Source organism: Streptomyces sp. NBC_00775, from assembly GCF_036347135.1.
GTDB lineage: Bacteria > Actinomycetota > Actinomycetes > Streptomycetales > Streptomycetaceae > Streptomyces > Streptomyces lutosisoli.
In genome coordinates this window covers 3,236,566-3,257,114 of the sequence record NZ_CP108938.1, presented here as the reverse complement: position 1 = coordinate 3,257,114, position 20,549 = coordinate 3,236,566, and the positions used below count along the sequence as shown (strand labels likewise).

Below are 20,549 nucleotides of genomic sequence, written 5' to 3'. Positions count from 1 at the left end.
TCGCGGCCCGCGGGCACCAGCGCCGATCCCCGTGATCTCGTACATCCTCCGTCGGACGGTCGCCGCAGTGATCCTGCTGCTGGTCGTCTCCGCGGTCACCTTCGCCATCTTCTTCCTGCTGCCCCGCATGGCCGGCCAGACCGCCGACCAGCTGGCGCAGCAGTACATAGGTAAGAGCCCGTCGAAGGCCGACATCCTCGCGGTCAAGCACAACCTCGGTCTGGACCAGCCCCTGTACGTCCAGTACTGGCACTTCATCAAGGGGATCGTTTCCGGCGCCACCTACAACCTGGGCCCGACCACGGTGCACTGTGACGCGCCGTGCTTCGGTTACTCCTTCAAGACCCACGAGGCGGTCTGGCCGCAGCTGACCTCCCGCCTTCCGGTGACGGTCTCGCTGGCCGCGGGTGCCGCCGTGCTGTGGCTGGTCTCCGGTGTGGCGGTCGGTGTGATCTCCGCGCTGAAGCCGCGCTCGTTCTTCGATCGCGCCTTCATGGGCGTCGCGCTCGCCGGTGTCTCGCTGCCCATGTTCTTCACGGGCAACCTGGCGATCCTGCTCTTCACCTACCAGTGGCCGATCTTCGGGCGCACCTACGTTCCGTTCACCGAGAACCCCGCGCAGTGGGCCAACACCCTCTTCCCGGCGTGGTGTTCTCTCGCACTTCTGTACTCCGCCATCTACGCGCGGCTCACCCGCTCGGGCATGCTGGAGACGATGAACGAGGACTTCATCCGCACGGCCCGCGCCAAGGGCCTGCGCGAGCGCAACGTGGTGGTCCGGCACGGACTGCGCGCTGCGCTCACCCCGATCATCACCGTCTTCGGCATGGACCTCGGTCTGCTGCTCGGCGGTGCCCTGATCACCGAGACCGTGTTCTCGCTGCACGGTGTCGGCCAGTACGCGGTGCAGGCCATCGACGACAACGACCTGCCCCCGATCCTCGGCGTGACCCTCCTCGCCGCCTTCTTCGTCGTGATCGCAAATCTCCTGGTGGACCTGCTGTACGCCGCCGCCGACCCGCGGGTGAGGCTCTCGTGACCGAACTGTCCAAGACCGGCGCCGCCGTGGGCGAGCCCGTCAGCGCACCCTCGGACGCGCCGAACGCCTTCCTGGAGGTCCGCGACCTCAAGGTGCACTTCCCGACCGACGACGGCCTGGTCAAGTCCGTCGACGGGCTCAGCTTCTCGCTGGAGAAGGGCAAGACCCTCTCCATCGTGGGCGAGTCGGGCTCCGGCAAGTCCGTCACCTCGCTGGCGATCATGGGCCTGCACCGGCTCGGCGCGCGCGGCAAGAACGTCCAGATGTCCGGCGAGATCTGGCTGGACGGCAAGGAACTGGTGGGCGCCGACCCGGACGAGGTGCGCAGGCTCCGCGGCCGCGAGATGGCGATGATCTTCCAGGACCCGCTCTCGGCGATGCACCCGTACTACACGATCGGCAACCAGATCGTGGAGGCGTACCGCGTCCACCACAAGGTCGACAAGAAGACCGCGCGCAAGCGGGCCATCGAGATGCTCGACCGGGTCGGCATCCCCGAACCGGCCAAGCGCGCCGACAGCTACCCGCACGAGTTCTCCGGCGGTATGCGCCAGCGCGCGATGATCGCCATGGCGCTCGTCAACAACCCCGAGCTGCTCATCGCGGACGAGCCGACGACCGCCCTCGACGTCACCGTCCAGGCGCAGATCCTCGACCTCATCCGGGATCTGCAGAAGGAGTTCGGGTCCGCGGTCGTCCTCATCACCCACGACCTGGGTGTGGTCGCCGAGATCGCCGACGAGGTCCTGGTGATGTACGGCGGGCGGTGCGTGGAGCGCGGCACCGTCGACGCGATCTTCGAGCAGCCGCAGCACCCGTACACCTGGGGTCTGCTCGGTTCGATGCCGCGTATCGACCGGGAGACCTCCGACCGGCTCATCCCGGTCAAGGGCCAGCCGCCGAGCCTCATCAACGTCCCCTCGGGCTGCGCCTTCCACCCGCGCTGCCCGTACGCGGACCTGCCCAAGGGCGATGTCACCCGTACCGTGCGCCCCGAACTGCAGCTGGTCGGCAGCGGGCACTACACCGCCTGCCACCTCTCGCAGGAGGACCGTACGCGGATCTGGACCGAAGAGATTGCGCCGAAGCTGTGAGTGAGACGAAGAAGACGGACTCCGCCGACGCGGTGATCCCGCAGCAGGCAGCGGCACCCGAGGACCGCGCGGACTCCGCGAAGGGCTCGGACGAGCGCGAGGTCCTGCTCAGGGTCCAGGGGCTGAAGAAGCACTTCCCCATCCGGAAGGGCATCCTCCAGCGCCAGGTCGCCGCCGTGAAGGCGGTCGACGGCATCGACTTCGAGGTCCGCAAGGGCGAGACGCTCGGCGTCGTCGGCGAGTCCGGCTGCGGCAAGTCGACCATGGGCCGGGTCATCACCCGGCTCCAGGACCCGACTGGCGGCACCATCGAGTTCGAGGGCAAGGACATCACCTCGCTGAGCGCGGGAGGGATGCGCCCGCTGCGCCGGGACATCCAGATGATCTTCCAGGACCCGTACGGTTCGCTGAACCCGCGGCACACCATCGGCTCGATCGTCTCGGCGCCGTTCCGGCTCCAGGGCGTGGAGCCCGAGGGCGGCGTGAAGAAGGAGGTCCAGCGGCTCCTGGAGCTGGTGGGCCTGAGCCCCGAGCACTACAACCGCTACCCGCACGAGTTCTCCGGCGGCCAGCGCCAGCGCATCGGCATCGCCCGCGCGCTCGCCCTGAAGCCGAAGCTGGTCGTGGCGGACGAGCCGGTCTCGGCCCTCGACGTGTCGATCCAGGCGCAGGTCGTGAACCTGATGGACGACCTCCAGTCCGAGCTGGGCCTGACGTACGTGATCATCGCGCACGACCTCTCCGTCGTACGCCATGTCTCGGACCGCATCGCGGTGATGTACCTCGGCAAGATCGTCGAACTCGCCGACCGCAACTCGCTGTACGAAGCGCCGATGCACCCGTACACCAAGGCCCTGATGTCGGCCGTGCCGGTGCCGGACCCCAAGCGCCGGGGCGCCAAGAGCGAGCGCATCCTGCTCCGCGGCGACGTGCCCTCGCCGATCTCTCCGCCGAGCGGCTGCCGCTTCCACACGCGCTGCTGGAAGGCCACGGAGATCTGCAAGACCACCGAGCCCCCGCTCATCGAGCTGAAGCCCGGTCAGCAGGTCGCCTGCCACCACCCGGAGAACTTCGAGGACCAGGCTCCGCAGGACACCGTGCTGCTGTCGGCGGCGAAGGAGGCGGTGGAGCTGGTGACCGCCGTGGACGCCACCGAGGTGTCGGGGGAGGCTCCGGCCGAGGTCTCGCAGACGCCCGCCGAAGAGGAAGCCTCCACCGAGCCGGAAGCCGAGACGGAGGCCGAAGCAGAGGCGGAAGCCGAAGCAGAGCCGGAAGCCGAGCCCGAGACGGCGGCGGACGCCGAAGCCGAGCCCGAGGCGGAAGCCGATCGTCAGGAGTCAACCGGCAAGTAGGCCATGACGACTTGGCAAAGTCATGAACATGCCTGAACGGGAGAGTGCAGAGTCCTGCGTGTCCGTCTGATCGAAATTGATCGGTACACGTACGAAAGGGACGCTCATGGCACTCTCCCGTTCGGCACGTTTAGGGGCCCTCGCTACCGCGGCGGCCTCCTTCCTAGTCATCGCAGCCTCCTCCGCCCCCACCCCGGGCGCCGACGGCGTCGGAGACCCGTACTTCCCGCAGCTCGGCAACGGCGGCTTCGACGCCCGCCACTACGACCTCGACGTGACGTACAACCCGGACACCGACCGCCTCGACGGCCGTACGACGATCACGGCCCGCGCCACCCAGAACCTCTCCGCCTTCGACCTGGACCTCCAGAAGCTGGACGTCACGAAGGTCGAAGTGAACGGCAGACGCGCCGAGTTCACGCGGGACGGCGACGAGATCCACATCACCCCGCGCGGCACGCTGTCGAAGGACCGGACCTTCACCGTGACCGTCACCTACGGCGGTGTGCCCGAACCCCTCGGCGGCCCCATCATCTTCGGCTCCGACTACGGGTGGATGAAGACCCCCGACGGCGTCTTCGTCGCCTGCGAGCCCAACGCCGCCTCCACCTGGTTCCCGTCCAGCGACCACCCGTCCGACAAGGCCACGTACGACATCCGGATCAAGGCGCCGAAGGGCCTGACCGGCGTCTCCAACGGCCGCCTGATATCGACGTACGACAAGGACGGCCAGACCGTCACGCACTGGCGCGAGAACAAGCCCATGGCGACCTATCTCGCGACCGCGACCATCGGCACGTTCGACGTGAAGACCGGGACGACGCCCGCCGGGACGCCCATCTACGTCGCCATCGACCCGGTGCTCGCGAACAGCAACAGCGTCGACGTGTACGCCGTCACGGCCGAGGCCACCGACTACTGGTCGCAGGTCTTCGGCCCGTACCCCTTCGAGGAGACCGGCGCGATCGTCGACGACATGCCGCAGGCCGGTTTCTCGCTGGAGGTCCAGTCGAAGCCCGCGTACTCCGCCGTACGCTCGGAGTCGACCATCGTGCACGAACTGGCCCACCAGTGGTTCGGCGACTCCGTCTCGGTGGACCGCTGGAAGGACATCTGGCTCAACGAGGGCTTCGCGACCTACGCCCAGTGGCTCTGGTCCGAACACAAGGGCATCCGCTCGGCGCACGACTCCTTCGTCGCCGGCTACAACGCGCGGCCCGCGGACGCCCCCTTCTGGCAGATCACCGTCGCCGACCCGCAGCGCGACACGATGTTCGCCTCGGCGGTCTATCAGCGCGGCGCGATGACGCTTCAGATGCTGCGCGAACGCATCGGCGACACCGCCTTCTTCAAGCTGCTGCCCGCCTGGACGAAGCTGCACAAGTATGGCAACGCCAACACGGCCCAGTTCATCGAGCTCGCGGAGAAGATCTCCGGCCAGCAGCTCGACGACCTGTTCCAGACCTGGATCTACACGACCGGCAAGCCGACGCTGTAGCCCACCCGACAGCCCACCGTGTAGGTCGTACCACCTGCCGTAGGCCTTGCTTTGTAAGGTTCACGCCCGTCGGCGGGTGAGAATGTACGGGTGCTTCAGGAACTGTTCGGCCCCTCCGTCCAGCATCTGCTCGACCTCGTGGGGATCTTCGTCTTCGCGATCTCCGGCGCGCTGCTGGCCGTCCGCAAGAACTTCGACGTCTTCGGCATCGCCGTACTCGCCGAGGTCACGGCGCTGGGCGGAGGGCTGTTCCGGGACCTGATGATCGGCGCCGTGCCCCCGGCCGCCTTCACCGACCTCGGCTACTTCACCACCCCGCTGCTCGCCGCTCTGCTGGTCTTCTTCCTCCACCCCCACGTGGAGCGGATCCAGGCGGGGGTCAACGTCTTCGACGCGGCCGGGCTCGGCCTCTTCTCTGTCGCGGGCACCATGAAGGCGTACGAGTACGGTCTCGGCCTGCCCCAGTCGGCCGCCCTCGGTCTCGTCACGGCGGTCGGCGGAGGTGTGCTGCGCGACGTCCTCGCCAACGAGGTGCCCTCGCTGCTGCGCTGGGACCGTGACCTGTACGCGGTGCCCGCGATGGTGGGCGCCACGATGGTCGTGCTGTGCATCCGCTACGACGCGCTGTCCCCGTTCACCAGCGGGCTCGCGGTCGTCACCGCTTTCGTCCTGAGGCTGCTCGCGATGCGGTACCACTGGCGGGCGCCGCGTGCGTGGAACCGCCGGTCGACGGTCACTGAGGAAGAGACCCCGTAGATCCCGTAGTACGGGTGAATCCTTTGGTGCTGGTGGATTCCGTAGTGCTGGTGGATTGAGTGGATCCGGTGGAACCCGCGGCTCCCTTGGCGGCGCTGCCGCCGATCTGCCGGGTCAGCCAGTGGAACACCTCCGGGATCTGCGGCCGCCACAGCCCCATGTCATGGCCGCCCGCGCTGCGCGGCAGCAGCAGTACGTCCACGGTCGTCGGCGGCCTGGCGATCTGCTGGAGCGCCGCGCCCGCCTGGTAGCCGTCGCCGGACTCGCCGGAGAGGTAGAGGGCCAGGCGGGGCGGGGTGCGGTAGCCGCGCAGCAGCAGATAGGGGTTGTTCTGCCGGCGCAAGTCCGGGCTCCGCGCGGCGAGCGACTTCCGTTCGCCGATCGGGTCGTTGTAGCCGGACAGGCTCACCGCCGCCCGGTAGCGGTCGGGATGCGCGACGGCCAGCTTCGTCGCGCAGTGCGCCCCCGCCGAGTAGCCGGCGGTCGCCCAGCCGTCCGGAGCGGCCTCGGCGCGGAAGTTGTCCGTCACCATCCTGGGTACGTCGACGCTGAGCCAGCTGTCGGCGTTCACCGTGCCCGGGACGTTCGCGCAGCCCGTGTCCACCCGGGCCAGCAGCGTGGTGCGCGGTGCGACCAGGATGAACGGCGCGACCTCGCCGTCGCTCATCAACGGCAGCAGTTGCTCGTGCACCTTCAGCGAACCGAACCACGCCTTCGCCGAACCGGGATAGCCCGGCAGCAGCTCCACGACGGGGAACTTCCGGTGGCGGTAGGCGGCTTCGTGGTACTGCGGCGGCAGCCAGACATAGACCTCCGCGTTCACCCCCGACACCCGGCCCTTGAGCTGGGTGACGCGCACCCCGCCCGCCTGGTGCATACCGGGACCGTCCGCCTGGGTGAACGTCTGCCGGACCTTCGGCAGCTGTTTGAGCGCGATCCCGCCGGTGCCGTCCTTGCCGAGGTCGGCGGCCCGCTGGACGTGGTCGCCCGTGCCGAGGAGGTCCGCCCAGTTGTCGTACAGGCTGTTGGCGTTGTTGACGAGGACGAAGACGAGGGTGATCGCGGTGCCCTGGGCGAACAGCAGCATCAGCAGCCGGGCGGCACTGCGCACGGGCGCGGGCCCGCGGACTCGGGACCAGAGGGCCAGGGGCAGGACGAGGGCGAGGGCGAACACCGCGATCGCGGTGAAGAGGAACGGCGTCCCGGTGAGGCTCATGTCAGTTCAGAGGCGAGACGAGGGCGATTGGTCACGGGTCATAACGGACACTTACCAGGAAATTGCCGAGTCCTCACCTGGGCTACTGGGAGATGTCATCTGGCCGAAACAGTCAAAGCTACCGCTTAGTAATCTCCTGTTGTACCGTTCACGTATGCCAGAAGCAGCTTCGGTACAGGCCGTACGGGCCACGATCGGCGACAGCGAGTTCGACCGGGACACCGCGGTCACCCTGCGCGAACCCGGTGTCTACGACATCGACCTCTCAGCCGGGTGGACGATCATCAACGCCGTCAACGGCGGCTATCTGCTGGCCGTCCTGGGCCGCGCCCTCGCGGACGCCCTGCCGCACAGCGATCCGTTCACGATCTCCGCGCACTACCTGACCGCGTCCCAGCCGGGCCCCGCGGTCGTCCGCACGGACGTCGTCCGCACCGGCCGGACCCTGTCGACCGGCCAGGCCTCCCTGTTCCAGTACGACGACGAAGGCCGCGAGGTCGAGCGGATCCGCGTCCTCGCCTCGTACGGCGATCTCGACACCCTGCCCGACGACGTCCGTACGACGGCGAAACCGCCCGCGATCCCGCCGATGGACCAGTGCTTCGGCCCGCAGGACGCACCCGCTCCCGTTCCCGGCAGCTCGGCGATCGCCGACCGGCTGTTCCTCAAGCTCGACCCGGCGACGCTGGGCTGGGCGCTCGGCGCGCCGTCCGGGAAGGGCGAGATGCGGTCCTGGTTCGGACTCGCCGACGGCCGCGACGCCGACCCCCTCTCGCTGCTCCTCGCGGTCGACGCGCTGCCGCCGACCGCCTTCGAGATCGGCCTGTCCGGCTGGGTGCCGACCGTCGAGCTGACGGTGCATGTGCGCTCCCGTCCGGCGCCCGGCCCGCTGCGGGTGTCGATCACCACCCGCAACCTCGCCGGCGGCTTCCTGGAGGAGGACGCCGAGGTGTGGGACAGCGAGGACCGGCTGGTCGCGCAGTCCCGGCAGCTCGCGCGCGCCCGCCTCAGCTGAGCGGCCGCCGGCCGAGATAGGCCGCCAGCTGTCCGTAGGCGTCGGCTCCTTCGGGGGCCGGCACCACCGAGCCGAACGGCAGCTCCGCGTCGTCCTCGCGCTCTCCTTCGGGAAGTACGCGCTGGGCGATGGCGAGTGCGAACCCGGCGAGTTCGGGGTCGAGTTCGAGCGGCCGGCCGAGCGCCTCGGAGAGGTCCCAGGTGTGGGTGACGTGCTCCATCACATACCCGGCGAGAGCGTTGCGGCCGGGTGCCTCGCCCCACGGCACCATCACCGGGGCGTCCAGCCGGGCGTCGTCCGCCCAGGCCTTCAGCACCCGGGTCCGGACGCCGTCGTACGCGGCCGGCCAGCCGTCGTCCCCGACGCCCTCCGCGAAGGGGTGCACGGCGAGTCCGTCGCCGCCCTCACCGGTCACGGCGATCCGCAGGGTGCCCCCGACCATGTGCGACAGCAGGGTCCGTACGTCGTACTCGGTGCAGGGAGTGGGACCGGCGAGCTGCTCCGGCCGTACGGTCTCGACCAGCGCGGCGATCTGCTCGGTGGCGCGGGCGTACAAGGGGCGGGGGTCCATGGCGTTCATGGCTGACCTCTTCCGTGTGTCGGTGTGCCCCTAGATTCGCCGCATAACCTGACAGTTTCCGTCAACATTTGCGCGGGACTTTCGGCGGGCGCGATCCTGGGGTCGTGAAGTCCGACCGCCTGCTCTCGATCCTGCTGCTCCTGCAAACCCGTGGCCGCGTCCCCGCCCACGAACTCGCCGACCGCCTGGAGGTGTCGGTGCGCACCATCTACCGGGACGTCGAGGCCCTGTCCGCCTCCGGCGTCCCGGTCTACGCCGAGCGCGGGCGGCACGGCGGCATCGAGCTGCTCGCCGGATTCCGTACGGACGTCACGGGGCTGACGGCCGACGAGTCCCGCGCGCTGTTCATCCTGGCCGCGCAGGGCGCGCACGCCGCGCTCGGCCTGGACGCGGCCCTCGGCTCGGCCCTGCGCAAGGTGATGGCCGCGCTGCCCGCGCCGCACCGGCCGGCCGCCGAGGTCACCAGCCGCCGCGTCCTGGTCGACGCGACGCGCTGGAAGGGCGGGCCACAACGGGCCGTCGACCTGGACGTGTTGCAGGACGCCGTCTTCACCGACCGCCGGCTGCGGCTGCGCTACCGGCACAGCGGGGACGCCGAGCCGCGCACGTACACCGTCGACCCGTACGGGCTCGTCTCCAAGGCCGGCGTCTGGTATCTGGTGGCCGACCGGCGCGGCAAGCCGCAGCTCTTCCGCGCCGACCGGGTGCGTACGGCCACCCTGCTGCCGGACCCGGTGCGGCGGCGTCCGGGCGTCGAACTCGGCGACGCCTGGGAGGTGTTGCGGCGCCAGGTGGAGGAGCGCCCGGGCGGCCTCGATGTCACAGTTCGGGTACAGCGCTCCCGCCTCGACATGTTCCTGCGCCTCAACGCCGCCGCCCTCTCGGAGTTGCCCGAGGACGACGGCACGGGCGAGTGGGTCCTCGCCCGTCTGTCGTACGGCTTCATCCCCGAAGCCCGCACCCTGCTGGCCTTCGGGGACGCGGTGGAGGTCCTCGCGCCGGCGGAGGTGCGGGAGGAGCTGGCGGGGACGGCCGCCGCCATCAGCGCTCTGTACGGGGACGGTTGAGGTCCGGCGGGGGCCGTTGATCCACAGCTAGCCACAGCTACGGCACAGCGTGGCCCTACGTGGATCTGGTGCTCTGGCCCCCCGCTCATCCGGTCTTCATAAACCGGCTCCGTGACTTGACTGGGAGTTACCCTCATGAACCGTCGTGCACGACTTGTCCCCGTCGTCGCCCTGCTGGCGCTGTCGCCCCTGCTGGCGGCCTGCGGCTCGGACGACTCGTCGTCGTCCTCGAACAGCGGCAACTCCAGCCAGAACTGTCAGCAGCCGTCCGGAATGCCGAGCGGGGGCCCGTCCGGGCGCCCCAGCGGTGCGCCGTCCGGGATGCCGTCGCAGTCCGGCACCCCGTCGAACATGCCCACCGGGAAGGCCCCTTCCGGCAACCCCTCGGGCATGCCGAGCGGCGGCCCCGGCGGCGGTGGCATGGGCGGCGGCCAGGGCGGCTGTGGCGGCGGCCCCGGCGGCGGCCAGCAGAGCGGTCAGCCGCAGCAGCAGGGCTGATCCAGGACGTCGTACGCGGACGATGGTCGTACGCGGGTGGGCGGCGCGCTCGGTGAACGGGCGCGCCGCCCACGCGTGTCATTCCGGCCGGTTGAGTCATCCCGGCGGGTTGAGTCACCCCAGCCAGTTGAGTCATCCCAGCCAGTTGTGGCGGCCGATGCTGATCAGCCGCATCTGGCGGCTCGTCACGCAGGCCACCCGCTCCCGCTCCTGGTCGGACCCCTCCAGCGCCTCCAGGAACGCCGAGGCCGCCATCAGCATGTGGTCGACGTACAGGCCCGCGAGCATCAGCAGATCGTCGTCGCTCCACCCCGCCGACTCGGGGTGTTCGGCCAGCGCGACCTTCACCTCCTCGGCGAACCGGGCCAGTTGCTCCCTGATCGCCGCCCGCACCGGCTGGACACCGCCGTGCCGCTCGCGCGCGATGAAGCGGACGTGCGCCGGGTAAGTCGCGACATGGCGGGCGATCAGGTCGACGGCGCGCGCGATGCGTTCGTCGCTGTCCCCGGCCGCGGACACCGTGTCCTCGATCATCGGGTGCAGGCTGCCGAGCGCCTCCTCGACGAGCGCCACGCCGAGATCCGCCGTCGAGCGGAAGTGCCGGTAGAAGGCGGTCGGGGCGACACCGACGGCGCGGGTGACCTCGCGCAGACCCAGGCTGCTCAGGCTCTGCTCCTCCAGGAGTCCCAACGCCGCGTCCAGGAGCGCCTGTCGGGTCTTCTGCTTCTGGGCCTGTCGGATGCCGAGAGTGTGACTCATGCCATGCAGTTAACAACTGTTCTCTGTAATTGGAAAGCCGGGAGACGCGCTAGACTCAAGAGTCAGTGAACAACTGTTACTACAACCGTTCACTGAGTCGTCAAGTCCCCGAAACAATCGGGCCTCACTGTCGAGGTCATGGATCCCGGGGACGGGACTTCGAGACTTCTTCGAGAGGCATCTCATGCTGTTCCTCGTCGCCGCCCTCCTCCTGCTGGGTGTCGTCATGGGCTCCGTGGCCCACGCGCCGCTGCCCGTCACCCTCGTCGCCGCCGCCGTCATCGGCATCTGGCTCGCCGTCTTCGCGGTCCGCGAGCGCAACGCCCGCCGGCGCCACACCTCCGCCAACTGACCGCTCGTGCCCCACGTCCACCAACCGACCGTTGGGAGCTGACCCACCTCATGGAACTCACCGCCACCACCCCCGCCCCCGCCACCGCGCCCGTCACCGCCACTGCCACCCCCGCTCGCCGGGCCGCCGTGCGGGACGCCGACGGCATGGCCGTCGCCGCCTTCATCCTCGGCCTCGTCGGCCTGCTCGTCCTCAACGTCTTCCTGGGCCCCATCGCCATCGCCCTGGCCTCCGTCGCCCTCTGGCGCGGCACCGCCCGCCGCGGCCGTGCCTTCCTGGGCCTCGGCCTGGGCATCGCCGACCTGCTGGTGCTGGTCGCGTTCATGCAGTTCGACTCGACGATGTCCTGGAACTTCTAGGACTTTCGGCAGCGTGGTGTCCTGGAACGGACGGGGCTGAGGGCCGGAGCCGAGGCCGCGGAGCGGGGGCCCGTAGAATCGGGCCCACCATGGCTTACCTCGACCACGCCGCGACCACCCCCATGCTCCCCGAGGCGGTAGAGGCACTGACCGCCCAGCTGAGCATCACGGGCAACGCCTCCTCCCTCCACGCCGCCGGCCGCCGGGCCAGGCGGACGGTCGAGGAGGCCCGCGAAACCCTCGCGGACGCCCTCGGCGCACGCCCCAGCGAGGTGGTCTTCACCTCCGGCGGCACCGAGGCCGACAACCTCGCGGTGAAGGGCCTGTACTGGTCCCGCAGAGACGCCGATCCGGCCCGCACCCGCGTCCTCGCGAGCCCCGTCGAGCACCACGCCGTCCTCGACGCCGTGCACTGGCTCGGCGAACACGAGCGCGCCACCGTCGAGTACTTGCCCGTCGACTCCTGCGGCCGCGTCCACCCGGACGCCCTGCGCGAGGCCATCGCCCGCAACCCCGACGACGTCGCCCTCGCCACGGTCATGTGGGCCAACAACGAGATCGGCACGCTCATGCCGGTCCGTGAACTGGCCGACGTCGCCGCCGAGTCCGGCATCCCGCTGCACGCCGACGCCGTCCAGGCCTTCGGCCAGGTCCCCGTCGACTTCGCCGCCTCGGGGCTCGCCGCGATGACCGTCTCGGGCCACAAGATCGGCGGCCCGTACGGCATCGGCGCGCTGCTCCTCGGCCGCGAGTACAGCCCCGTACCCGTCCTGCACGGCGGTGGCCAGGAGCGCCATGTCCGCTCCGGCACGCTCGACGTCCCGGCCATCGCCTCCTTCGCGGTCGCGGGTCGTCTCGCCGCCGAGCAGCGCGAGTGGTTCGCTCGTGAGATCGGCGCCCTGCGCGACGACCTGGTCGCGGCCGTGCGCAAGGCCGTGCCCGACGCGATCCTCGGCGGCGACCCGGCCGGTGCGGGCCGCCTGCCCGCCAACGCCCACTTCACGTTCCCGGGCTGCGAGGGCGACTCCCTGCTGCTCCTGCTGGACGCCCAGGGCATCGAGTGCTCCACGGGCTCCGCGTGCACGGCGGGCGTGGCCCAGCCCAGCCACGTCCTCCTCGCCACCGGCACCGACCCCGACCTCGCCCGCGGCACCCTCCGCTTCTCCCTCGGTCACACCTCCACGGAGGCGGACGTCGAGGCGGTGGCCAAGGCGATCGGCCCGGCGGTGGAGCGGGCGCGCACCGCGGGACTGACGTAGCGTCGCAGGTTCCTCTGGCGGTCGAGGGTCTAGTGTCGACACTCTGCCCTAATCTGGGGTTCCCCTTTGAATAGATGCCCCAACTGTCGACAGTGGATGCCCGTTGGTGCACACTGCGGGCTGTGACCTCGTTGAAGCCGGACGAGTGGACGTGTTCAAGGGTGCCTGCTGACCACCGGCGCCGCCCTCGACGCGGCTGCCGCCGGCACTTCCACTGCCGGCGGCAGCCGTCCCGTGAGGCCGGGCCGTCCGTCCGTCACCCTCTAGTCGTCCGCCACCAGCTAGCTGTCCGTCACCATGAGGGCGGCCATCATGCCCTCGTCCTCGTGCTGGAGCAGATGGCAGTGGAGCATGTACATGTACGTGTCGTCGGTGAAGTCGGTGAACTTCATCGCGATCTTGATGGAGCCGCCGCCGACCACCTCGAAGGTGTCGAACCAGCCGAGGTCGACGCCGGTGGGCTCCTCACCGTTGATCTCGATCAGCTGGAACGGCACGTCGTGCAGATGGAAGGAGTGCTCCAGCTGCGTACCGTTGCTGATCGTCCAGACCTCCTCTGCGTCCAGCGTGGTGCTGATCATCGCCATCGAGGACATGCTGGTGCCCACGGAGCCGTTGATCGTCATGGCGCCGCCGGTGCCCTGGCCGAGGGTGATCGTGCGCGCGGTGAAGTCGCTCGTGTCGTACCGGGTGATGGTGTTGAGCGTGCTCGGCAGGTCGTCGGGTGTGTCGGAGGCGTCCGGGGTCACGGTCAGGAAGTCGTATGTGCCGCTTCCGCCGCGGATCCAGCCGGTGGTGACGACGGCCTGAAGCGTGACCGCTTCCTCGAGGTCGAGGACGAACTCGGCGCGGGCGCCCGCCACCAGCCGGATGGTGGTCACCTCGGTGGCCTCGGTGAGGTAGCCCTGGTCGGTGGCGATCTGGGTGAGCGTGCCGCCGTCGCCGCGCTGGACGGTCATGATGTCGGCCGGCGAGGCGTTGAGGACGCGGAACCGGGTGCGGGTCTTGGTGGCGGTGAAGCCGAGGGTGGTCGAGTCGACGTTGGTGCCGTTGCACAGCACCGGATAGCTGAGGCCGGAGCTGAGATAGCCCGTGACGTCGTACTTGATGTCGCCGCTGCTGTCGGACGCCAGACACTGCAGGATGATCGGGATGTCGTCGACGCCGTACTCGCTCGGCAGCGCGGCCGAGGTGTCCGAGTCGTCCTCGACGATGATCATCCCGGCCAGTCCGTGCACGACCTGCTCGGCCGTGGTGCCCAGGGCGTGCGGGTGGTACCAGAGGGTCTTGGCCTCGTCCTTGACCTCGAAGGTGGGGGACCAGGTCACGCCGTCGGCGAAGGCGTTCTGCGGACCGCCGTCCATCTTGGGCGGGATGTGGGCGCCGTGGAAGTGGACGGTGGTGTCGTCGCCCAGGGAGTTGGTGATGTTCAGCAGGACCGTGTCGCCGCTGGTCCACTTCATGGTGGGGCCGAGGAACGACTGGTTGTAGCCGGCCGTCGTGCTGCTGACGCCGCTGATCACCTCGCTGGTGCCGGTCTGCGCCTCCAGGGTGTAGGTGGTGGTGCTGTCGGACGTGGTGCCCTCCAGCAGGTCCGGGATGGTCAGGGTGCCGTCCGCGGCGGCGGCCTTGTTGCTGTTGCCGCCGGTCAGCAGGGAGAAGGCCGCTCCCGCCGCGCCGACGGCCCCCAGTCCGGCCCCGGCCATTCCGCCGAGGAACTTCCGCCGGTGCAGGCCCTTGCCGCCCCGGCCCTTGGTCTCGCTGCTCTTGCGGTGCCGTTCGCCCTTGTCGCCCCGGCCGCTTCTCGCGTGGGTGCCCTTGTTCTGCTGTCCCGCGCCGGAGGCGGGATCTGTGGTGTGGGTCATGGCCGTGGAGCCTTGGCCTAAGGGCTATGTAAAGACTGAGGCGAAGTTAGGAGCGAGCCGGGGAGGCTATGGATGCGCCGTGGATGGCCGTGGCCGCCAACTCCCTTGAAAAAAAGCCAAGTTGGCGTGCCGCAGGTCACGTGTGGGGTGAGGGGCGGATCGGGCGGGAGGCTCTCACGAACTGTTCACGATATTGAGAACATGTGATCTGTGTCACAGGGTCTCCTGCTGACGTGATGTGCCCGTCCTCGTCGTACCGCTAGGCGGAAGCGGTTTTCGCCTCCCGCACGAGCCGCATGTACCGGTCCCAGTCCCAGTAGCGCCCGGGATCGGTGTGGTCCGTGCCCGGCACCTCCACATGCCCGATGATGTGCTTCCGGTCGAGGGGGATGCCGTACCGTCCGCATATCTCGGCGGTGAGCCGCGCGGAGGCGGCATACATCGCGTCCGTGAACGACGAGGCGCGCTCCACGAAGCCCTCGTGCTCGATGCCGACGCTCCGTTCGTTGTACTCCCGGTTCCCCGCGTGGAACGCCACGTCCAGCTCGCGGATCATCTGCGTGATGTGCCCGTCCTTGCGGATGACGTAGTGGGCGGCGGCGCCGTGCCCCGGGTCCTGGAAGACCTTCACCGCGCTCCTGAAGCTGCCCTGGGTGACATGGATGATCACTCGGTCTATGCCGTAGTCGTCGGGCCGGTCCGCGCGCCGCCAGTTCGCCGCGGACGCCGCCACCCACTGGGCGCCCCGGAAGTCGACCGCACCCGCCACCCGGGGCTTCTCCACGCCCGGCAGCCTCCACCACAGGTGGCCCAGTTTGTCCCGCGCCAGGGCGGCCGTGCCCAGGGCCGCCGCCGCACCGCCGATGAGCAGCGTCCGGCGACCCACCCGCCGGTCCGCGTCCTTGGCGCCGGCCTTGCCCTTGCCGCTCCGTGGCTTCCCCTGCTTCCCCTTTTTCTCCCCCATGGGATCTTCAACGGATACTCGCGGGATCCGGTTCCCGGCGCCCCGTACCCTGGAGGGGTTATGACTGACACCTCGCAGCGCCCCCTCCGCGTTCTCGCCGCCATGTCGGGCGGAGTCGACTCCGCCGTAGCCGCCGCCCGCGCGGCGGAAGCAGGCCACGACGTGACCGGCGTACACCTCGCCCTCTCGGCGAACCCGCAGTCGTTCCGGACCGGCGCGCGCGGCTGTTGCACCATCGAGGACTCGCGCGACGCCCGCCGCGCGGCGGACGTCATCGGCATCCCCTTCTACGTGTGGGACCTCGCCGAGCGCTTCCGCGAGGACGTGGTCGAGGACTTCATCGCCGAGTACGAGGCCGGGCGCACCCCGAATCCGTGCCTGCGCTGCAACGAGAAGATCAAGTTCGCGGCCCTGCTCGACAAGGCGCTCGCGCTCGGCTTCGACGCGGTCTGCACGGGCCACTACGCCAAGGTGATCGTGAACGACGACGGCACGCGCGAGCTGCACCGCGCGTCCGACATGGCCAAGGACCAGTCGTACGTCCTCGGGGTCCTCGACGACCGCCAGCTCGCCCACGCGCTGTTCCCGCTCGGCGACACGGTCACCACGAAGGAAGAGATCCGCGCCGAGGCCGAGCGCCGGGGCCTGGCCGTCGCCAAGAAGCCCGACTCGCACGACATCTGCTTCATCGCCGACGGCGACACCCAGGGCTTCCTCGCGAACCGCCTCGGCAAGTCCGAGGGCGACATCGTCGACGAGTCCGGCGCGAAGCTGGGCACCCACGAGGGCGCGTTCGGCTTCACCATCGGCCAGCGCAAGGGCCTGCGCATCGGCACCCCGGCCGACGACGGCAAGCCGCGCTACGTCCTGGACATCTCGCCGGTGAACAACACGGTGACGGTGGGCCCGGCGGCGTCCCTCGACGTGAACGGACTGACGGCCATCAAGCCCCGCTGGTGCGGCGCCGCCCCGACCGGTCCGGGCACGTACACCGCCCAGCTCCGCGCCCACGGCGGCGAGACGACGGTCACCGCCGAACTCGTCAACGGCGGGCTGGAGGTCGCGTTCACCGAGCCGGTCCGCGGGGTCGCGCCCGGCCAGGCGATCGTCCTGTACGACGGCACGCGCGTGGTGGGCTCGGCGACGATCGCGACGACCACGCGCGCGACGGCCACCGTCTGACCGGCCCCGCCGCCGGCTGGCCGGCAGGCGGAGACCGGCGCGCAGCGCCCTCTAGCCGCCCTGAGCGGCCCCCGAGAAGAACTCCGTCAGGAGGGGGGCCAGTACCTGGGGGTCCACCATGTGGGTCTGGCCGTCCAGCGTGCGATACGTCCCGTCGGGCGCCGTGTCCGCGACGGTCCGGGCCGCCTCGCGCATCCACTCGGGGCTCGCGCCGCCGGCGACGGTCAGTACGGGCACGGTGAGCGAGGCCAGACGGTCGCGGGGCACCAGGCCGTCGCCCATCGCCGCGTTGTCGTACGCCAGCGTGGGCGCGATCGCCTCCATGCCGGGCCACGCGGGGGACCGGCGGGCGCCCGCGATCATCTCCGGGGGAGCGCCGGCGAGCGCCATGAACAGCTCGACGGCGTCTCCGTGCCGGTCCTGGCCCAGGAGCTCGGTCAGCCGCTCCGTGTACTCCCGGCGCTCCTTGCCGCCGCCCTCGTACACGGCGAACGGCGTCTCGTAGACGGCGACCCCGCCGACCGGCAGCCCACTGGCCGCCGCCTCCAGGACCAGCGCGCCGCCCGACGAGATGCCGTAGAGCGCCGCGCTGCCCCCGGACGCCTCGATCAGGGCCGCGATGTCCTCGACCTCGCGGGCCACCGCGAAGGGAGCGGTGTCGCCGCTGTCGCCGCGGCCCCGGCGGTCGTACGTGAGGGCGCCGAAGCGGTCGGAGAGGGCCGACGCCAGGGGCGCCAGTGTGGCGCCCGTGCACATGGCGCCGCCGACCAGGACGACCGCCGGGCCGTCACCGTAGCGTTCGTACGCGATGGGGGTGCCGTCGCGCGAGATGGTCTTCTTGTCCATGCCGGTGGAGACCGCCGGCGGACCCGGAACTCATCGGCTCACCGCACTTCTACTTCGTAGAAGCAGAGGTGGTCCTTGATCGGGGATACGTCGGGCTTGGGGTCGGGGTACGACCAGACCAGGTCGGCCGCGTCCGGGAGCGACCAGTAGGACGCGGTGCCCTTGAAGGGGCAGTGGGTGTGGGTGTCGGAGGGCGTCAGCAGGTCCAGACGGACGTCCTCGGCCGGGAGGTAGTAGCGCACGGGACAGCCGGTCTCGCGCAGCACCAGGGGGCGGTCGCTCTCCGCCAGGACCTGGCCGCCGTGCACCACGCGTATGTGCTCAGTGCTCTGCTCGATGGTGATCGTGTGTCCTTCAGCCATACCTGAAAAGCGCTCGCGGGGCCCTGGTTCTTCCCGCGTACGGTGGCGGCATGAATATCTGCGTCTTCCTCTCCGCCGCCGACCTCGACGACCGCTACACGCGTCCCGCGCGGGAGTTCGCGAAGCTGATCGGGAAGGGCGGGCACACGCTCGTCTGGGGCGGTTCCGACGTCGGGCTGATGAAGGTGGTCGCCGACGGCGTACAGGAGGCCGGCGGACGGCTCCTGGGCGTTTCCGTGGACTTCCTCGCGGCCAAGGCGCGGGCGGGTGCCGACGAGATGGTGATCGCCCGGGACCTCGCCGAGCGCAAGGCGCTGCTCCTGGAGAAGGCCGACGCGGTGGTAGTCATGGTCGGTGGAACCGGGACGCTCGACGAGGCGACCGAGATCCTGGAGCTGAAGAAGCACGGGAAGACGGACAAGCCGGTGGTGCTGCTCAACACGGCAGGCTTCTACGACGGCCTGAAGGAGCAGTTCCGGCGCATGGAGGACGAGGGTTTCCTGCCGTGCCCGCTCGCCGACCTGGTGTTCTTCGCGGAGGAGCCGGTGGGCGCGCTGACCTACCTGGAGGAGAGCCACGGCACCCGGTGATGCGAGCATGGCGGGCATGGCTACACATCTGATCACCGGGGCGGGCTCCGGCATCGGCGCGGCCGTCGCCCGCCGCCTCCACGCGCGCGGGGACGAACTCGTGCTGCACGCGCGCGACGCCGGCCGCGCCAAGGAACTGGCGGCCGAGTTCCCCGGAGCGAGGACCCTGGTCGGCGACCTGGCGGACCCCGACAAGCTCTCCTGGGCGTTCTCGCACCAGTCGCTGCCCGACCGGATCGACTCCCTCCTGCACATCGCGGGCGTGGTCGACCTGGGCCCGGTCGGCGGGCTGACCCCCAAGGCCTGGCGCCACCAGCTCAACGTCAACCTGATCGCCCCCGCCGAGCTGACCCGCCACTTCCTGCCCCAACTCCGCCTCGCCCAGGGCCACGTGCTCTTCGTCAACTCCGGCGCCGGCCTCAACGCCCACGCCGACTGGTCCGCGTACGCGGCTTCCAAGCACGGCCTGAAGGCCCTCGCGGACTCCCTGCGCCACGAGGAACACGCGAACGGCGTCCGCGTCACCTCCGTCTACCCCGGCCGCACCGCCAGCCCCATGCAGGCCAAGGTCCATCAGCAGGAGGGCAAGCAGTACGACGCCTCGAAGTGGATCGACCCGGAGTCGGTGGCGACCACGATCCTGATGGCCCTCGATCTGCCGCGGGACGCGGAGGTCAACGATCTGACGGTGCGACCGGGCAGGTGACGGGGCCACCACCAGCCCGTCCGGCGTTTGAGGACGAGGCCGTTCAGGCCGAAGGGGGGTCTGGGGGCGCAGCCCCCAGGGGGGCGCCCACGCCGACGCCGAGCACCCGACAACGGAGGGTGCCCCTAAGTCGGCCCCACCCCCGGAGGGTTCCGTAGGCTTCGGGGGTGAGCGAAGACAGCGAGTTCAGGTTCGGTTCCGCCACCGGCGTCGGATCCATGCCCGGTGGTGACGCGCGGGAGGCCGCCAAGACGGTCGTGGGGTCCTGCGAGGACTTCCCGTTCCTTGCGGAGCTGCCCGCGCGGGGACCCGGCGCCGACATGATCGGGCGGACCGCCGGGATGCTGGTCGAGCTGTACGCGCGCGTGGAGCCCAGCGGCTGGCGGCTCGGGGACCGGCCGGGGCGGGACACCAGGCGGGCCAGGTCGTGGCTCGGCGAAGACCTCGACGCGCTGGAGGAGTTCACGCAGGGATACGAGGGTCCGCTCAAGGTGCAGGCCGTCGGTCCGTGGACCCTCGCCGCCGCGCTGGAGTTGAGGAACGGCGAGGTGGCCCTGGCCGACGCGGGCGCGTGCAGGGACCTCGCCGGATCGCTCGCCGAGGGACTGCGCCTGCATCTCGACGAGGTCCAGCGGCGCGTCCCCGGTGCGCAGGTCGTCCTCCAGCTCGACGAGCCCTCCCTCATCGCTGTACTGCGCGGGCAGGTCAAGTCAGCCAGCGGCTACCGGACTCACCGTGCAGTGGACCGGCAGGTCGTCGAAGCCACGCTCCGCGACGTCATCGGGGTTCACGACGGCGGCCCGGTCGTGGTCCACTCGTGCGCACCGGACGTACCGTTCGCCCTCCTGCGCCGGGCGGGCGCCGCGGCGATCTCGTTCGACTTCTCACTCCTCACCGAGCGTGACGACGACGCGATCGGGGAGGCCGTGGAAGGCGGTACGCGGCTCTTCGCAGGTGTCGTCCCCAGCGTGGACGGCCCGTTGTCAGACCCTGCCGGTAGCGTCATGGGTGTCAGGACGCTGTGGCGCAGGCTGGGGCTGCGACCGGACCTTCTCGCGGAGGCGGTCACGGTCACTCCGTCGTGCGGGTTCGCGGGGGCTTCTCCCGACTTCGCGCGCAAGGCACTCGCCCACTGCGTCCGGGCGGCGAGATCCCTCGCGGACAACCCTGAGTAACGGGAGGACAACACG

22 protein-coding genes are annotated in these 20,549 nt (G+C 70.2%); 15 read left to right on the top strand and 7 right to left on the bottom strand.

Annotated features, from left to right (window positions below; genetic code table 11):
• Positions 1-31: 31 nt before the first annotated feature.
• The 5 genes from OIC96_RS14440 (at position 32) to OIC96_RS14420 (ending at position 5,739) form a co-directional block, all read left to right on the top strand.
• Positions 32-1,039, top strand: a complete 1,008-nt coding sequence (locus OIC96_RS14440; RefSeq protein WP_330307446.1) for an ABC transporter permease — start codon at positions 32-34, stop codon at positions 1,037-1,039.
• Positions 1,036-2,133, top strand: coding sequence for an ABC transporter ATP-binding protein (locus OIC96_RS14435; protein WP_330307447.1), 1,098 nt, complete (start codon positions 1,036-1,038; stop codon positions 2,131-2,133). Before OIC96_RS14440 ends, OIC96_RS14435 begins: the two co-directional genes overlap by 4 nt.
• Positions 2,130-3,485 carry an ABC transporter ATP-binding protein gene (locus OIC96_RS14430; RefSeq protein ID WP_330307448.1) on the top strand — a complete coding sequence of 452 codons (1,356 nt, stop codon included), beginning with the start codon at positions 2,130-2,132 and terminating at the stop codon, positions 3,483-3,485. The genes OIC96_RS14435 and OIC96_RS14430 overlap by 4 nt, the downstream gene beginning before the upstream one ends.
• Before the next feature lie 106 nt (positions 3,486-3,591).
• Positions 3,592-4,983: a M1 family metallopeptidase gene (locus OIC96_RS14425; protein WP_330307449.1), complete on the top strand. Its 1,392-nt coding sequence runs from the start codon at positions 3,592-3,594 to the stop codon at positions 4,981-4,983.
• A 90-nt stretch (positions 4,984-5,073) separates the two neighbouring features.
• Positions 5,074-5,739 carry a trimeric intracellular cation channel family protein gene (locus tag OIC96_RS14420; protein WP_330307450.1) on the top strand — a complete coding sequence of 222 codons (666 nt, stop codon included), beginning with the start codon at positions 5,074-5,076 and terminating at the stop codon, positions 5,737-5,739.
• Here OIC96_RS14420 and OIC96_RS14415 read toward each other — a convergent pair.
• On the bottom strand, positions 5,717-6,955 hold the full coding sequence (locus tag OIC96_RS14415) for an alpha/beta hydrolase (protein ID WP_330307451.1): 1,239 nt from the start codon (positions 6,953-6,955) through the stop codon (positions 5,717-5,719). The two genes, OIC96_RS14420 and OIC96_RS14415, sit on opposite strands and share 23 nt — an antisense overlap.
• Before the next feature lie 154 nt (positions 6,956-7,109).
• On the opposite strand from OIC96_RS14415, the gene OIC96_RS14410 reads away from it, so the two are divergent.
• Positions 7,110-7,970, top strand: coding sequence for a thioesterase family protein (locus OIC96_RS14410; protein WP_330307452.1), 861 nt, complete (start codon positions 7,110-7,112; stop codon positions 7,968-7,970).
• On the opposite strand, the gene OIC96_RS14405 is transcribed toward OIC96_RS14410, so the two are convergent.
• A complete protein-coding gene (locus OIC96_RS14405; protein WP_330307453.1) occupies positions 7,963-8,550 on the bottom strand; it encodes a TIGR03086 family metal-binding protein in 588 nt (195 codons plus the stop codon). The two genes, OIC96_RS14410 and OIC96_RS14405, sit on opposite strands and share 8 nt — an antisense overlap.
• A gap of 104 nt (positions 8,551-8,654) precedes the next feature.
• Here OIC96_RS14405 and OIC96_RS14400 point away from each other — a divergent pair, with 104 nt between their 5' ends.
• Positions 8,655-9,617, top strand: a complete 963-nt coding sequence (locus OIC96_RS14400) for a helix-turn-helix transcriptional regulator (RefSeq protein ID WP_330307454.1) — start codon at positions 8,655-8,657, stop codon at positions 9,615-9,617.
• Between the two features lie 135 nt (positions 9,618-9,752).
• Positions 9,753-10,115, top strand: a complete 363-nt coding sequence (locus OIC96_RS14395; RefSeq protein ID WP_330307455.1) for a hypothetical protein — start codon at positions 9,753-9,755, stop codon at positions 10,113-10,115.
• 132 nt (positions 10,116-10,247) lie between these two features.
• Here OIC96_RS14395 and OIC96_RS14390 read toward each other — a convergent pair whose 3' ends face one another.
• On the bottom strand, positions 10,248-10,874 hold the full coding sequence (locus OIC96_RS14390; protein WP_327431896.1) for a TetR family transcriptional regulator: 627 nt from the start codon (positions 10,872-10,874) through the stop codon (positions 10,248-10,250).
• Between the two features lie 184 nt (positions 10,875-11,058).
• Here OIC96_RS14390 and OIC96_RS14385 point away from each other — a divergent pair, with 184 nt between their 5' ends.
• The 3 genes from OIC96_RS14385 to OIC96_RS14375 all read left to right on the top strand — a co-directional run bounded on the left by OIC96_RS14385 (position 11,059) and on the right by OIC96_RS14375 (position 12,844).
• Positions 11,059-11,226: a hypothetical protein gene (locus OIC96_RS14385; RefSeq protein WP_330307456.1), complete on the top strand. Its 168-nt coding sequence runs from the start codon at positions 11,059-11,061 to the stop codon at positions 11,224-11,226.
• 50 nt (positions 11,227-11,276) lie between these two features.
• Positions 11,277-11,585: a DUF4190 domain-containing protein gene (locus OIC96_RS14380; RefSeq protein ID WP_330307457.1), complete on the top strand. Its 309-nt coding sequence runs from the start codon at positions 11,277-11,279 to the stop codon at positions 11,583-11,585.
• An 89-nt stretch (positions 11,586-11,674) separates the two neighbouring features.
• Positions 11,675-12,844, top strand: coding sequence for a cysteine desulfurase family protein (locus OIC96_RS14375; protein ID WP_330307458.1), 1,170 nt, complete (start codon positions 11,675-11,677; stop codon positions 12,842-12,844).
• Positions 12,845-13,125: 281 nt separating this feature from the next.
• Here the strand turns inward: OIC96_RS14375 and OIC96_RS14370 are convergent, their stop codons facing one another.
• Both OIC96_RS14370 and OIC96_RS14365 read right to left on the bottom strand, forming a co-directional pair.
• Positions 13,126-14,709: a multicopper oxidase family protein gene (locus OIC96_RS14370; RefSeq protein ID WP_330307459.1), complete on the bottom strand. Its 1,584-nt coding sequence runs from the start codon at positions 14,707-14,709 to the stop codon at positions 13,126-13,128.
• A gap of 259 nt (positions 14,710-14,968) precedes the next feature.
• Positions 14,969-15,673, bottom strand: a complete 705-nt coding sequence (locus OIC96_RS14365; protein WP_330307460.1) for an N-acetylmuramoyl-L-alanine amidase — start codon at positions 15,671-15,673, stop codon at positions 14,969-14,971.
• Positions 15,674-15,733: 60 nt separating this feature from the next.
• Between OIC96_RS14365 and mnmA the strand changes: the two genes are divergently transcribed.
• Positions 15,734-16,855 carry a tRNA 2-thiouridine(34) synthase MnmA gene (gene mnmA, locus OIC96_RS14360; protein ID WP_330307461.1) on the top strand — a complete coding sequence of 374 codons (1,122 nt, stop codon included), beginning with the start codon at positions 15,734-15,736 and terminating at the stop codon, positions 16,853-16,855.
• 51 nt (positions 16,856-16,906) lie between these two features.
• Here mnmA and OIC96_RS14355 read toward each other — a convergent pair whose 3' ends face one another.
• Positions 16,907-17,701, bottom strand: a complete 795-nt coding sequence (locus tag OIC96_RS14355; RefSeq protein WP_330307462.1) for an alpha/beta fold hydrolase — start codon at positions 17,699-17,701, stop codon at positions 16,907-16,909.
• A 38-nt stretch (positions 17,702-17,739) separates the two neighbouring features.
• On the bottom strand, positions 17,740-18,063 hold the full coding sequence (locus OIC96_RS14350) for a DUF427 domain-containing protein (protein ID WP_330307463.1): 324 nt from the start codon (positions 18,061-18,063) through the stop codon (positions 17,740-17,742).
• A 50-nt stretch (positions 18,064-18,113) separates the two neighbouring features.
• On the opposite strand from OIC96_RS14350, the gene OIC96_RS14345 reads away from it, so the two are divergent.
• The 3 genes from OIC96_RS14345 to OIC96_RS14335 all read left to right on the top strand — a co-directional run bounded on the left by OIC96_RS14345 (position 18,114) and on the right by OIC96_RS14335 (position 20,534).
• Entirely contained in the window at positions 18,114-18,653 is a 540-nt protein-coding gene (locus OIC96_RS14345) for a TIGR00730 family Rossman fold protein (protein ID WP_330307464.1), read from the top strand.
• A 7-nt stretch (positions 18,654-18,660) separates the two neighbouring features.
• Positions 18,661-19,359 carry an SDR family oxidoreductase gene (locus OIC96_RS14340; protein ID WP_330307465.1) on the top strand — a complete coding sequence of 233 codons (699 nt, stop codon included), beginning with the start codon at positions 18,661-18,663 and terminating at the stop codon, positions 19,357-19,359.
• 167 nt (positions 19,360-19,526) lie between these two features.
• Complete coding sequence (locus OIC96_RS14335) at positions 19,527-20,534, top strand: methionine synthase (protein ID WP_330307466.1); 1,008 nt, start codon at positions 19,527-19,529, stop codon at positions 20,532-20,534.
• The last annotated feature ends 15 nt before the right edge of the window (positions 20,535-20,549 follow it).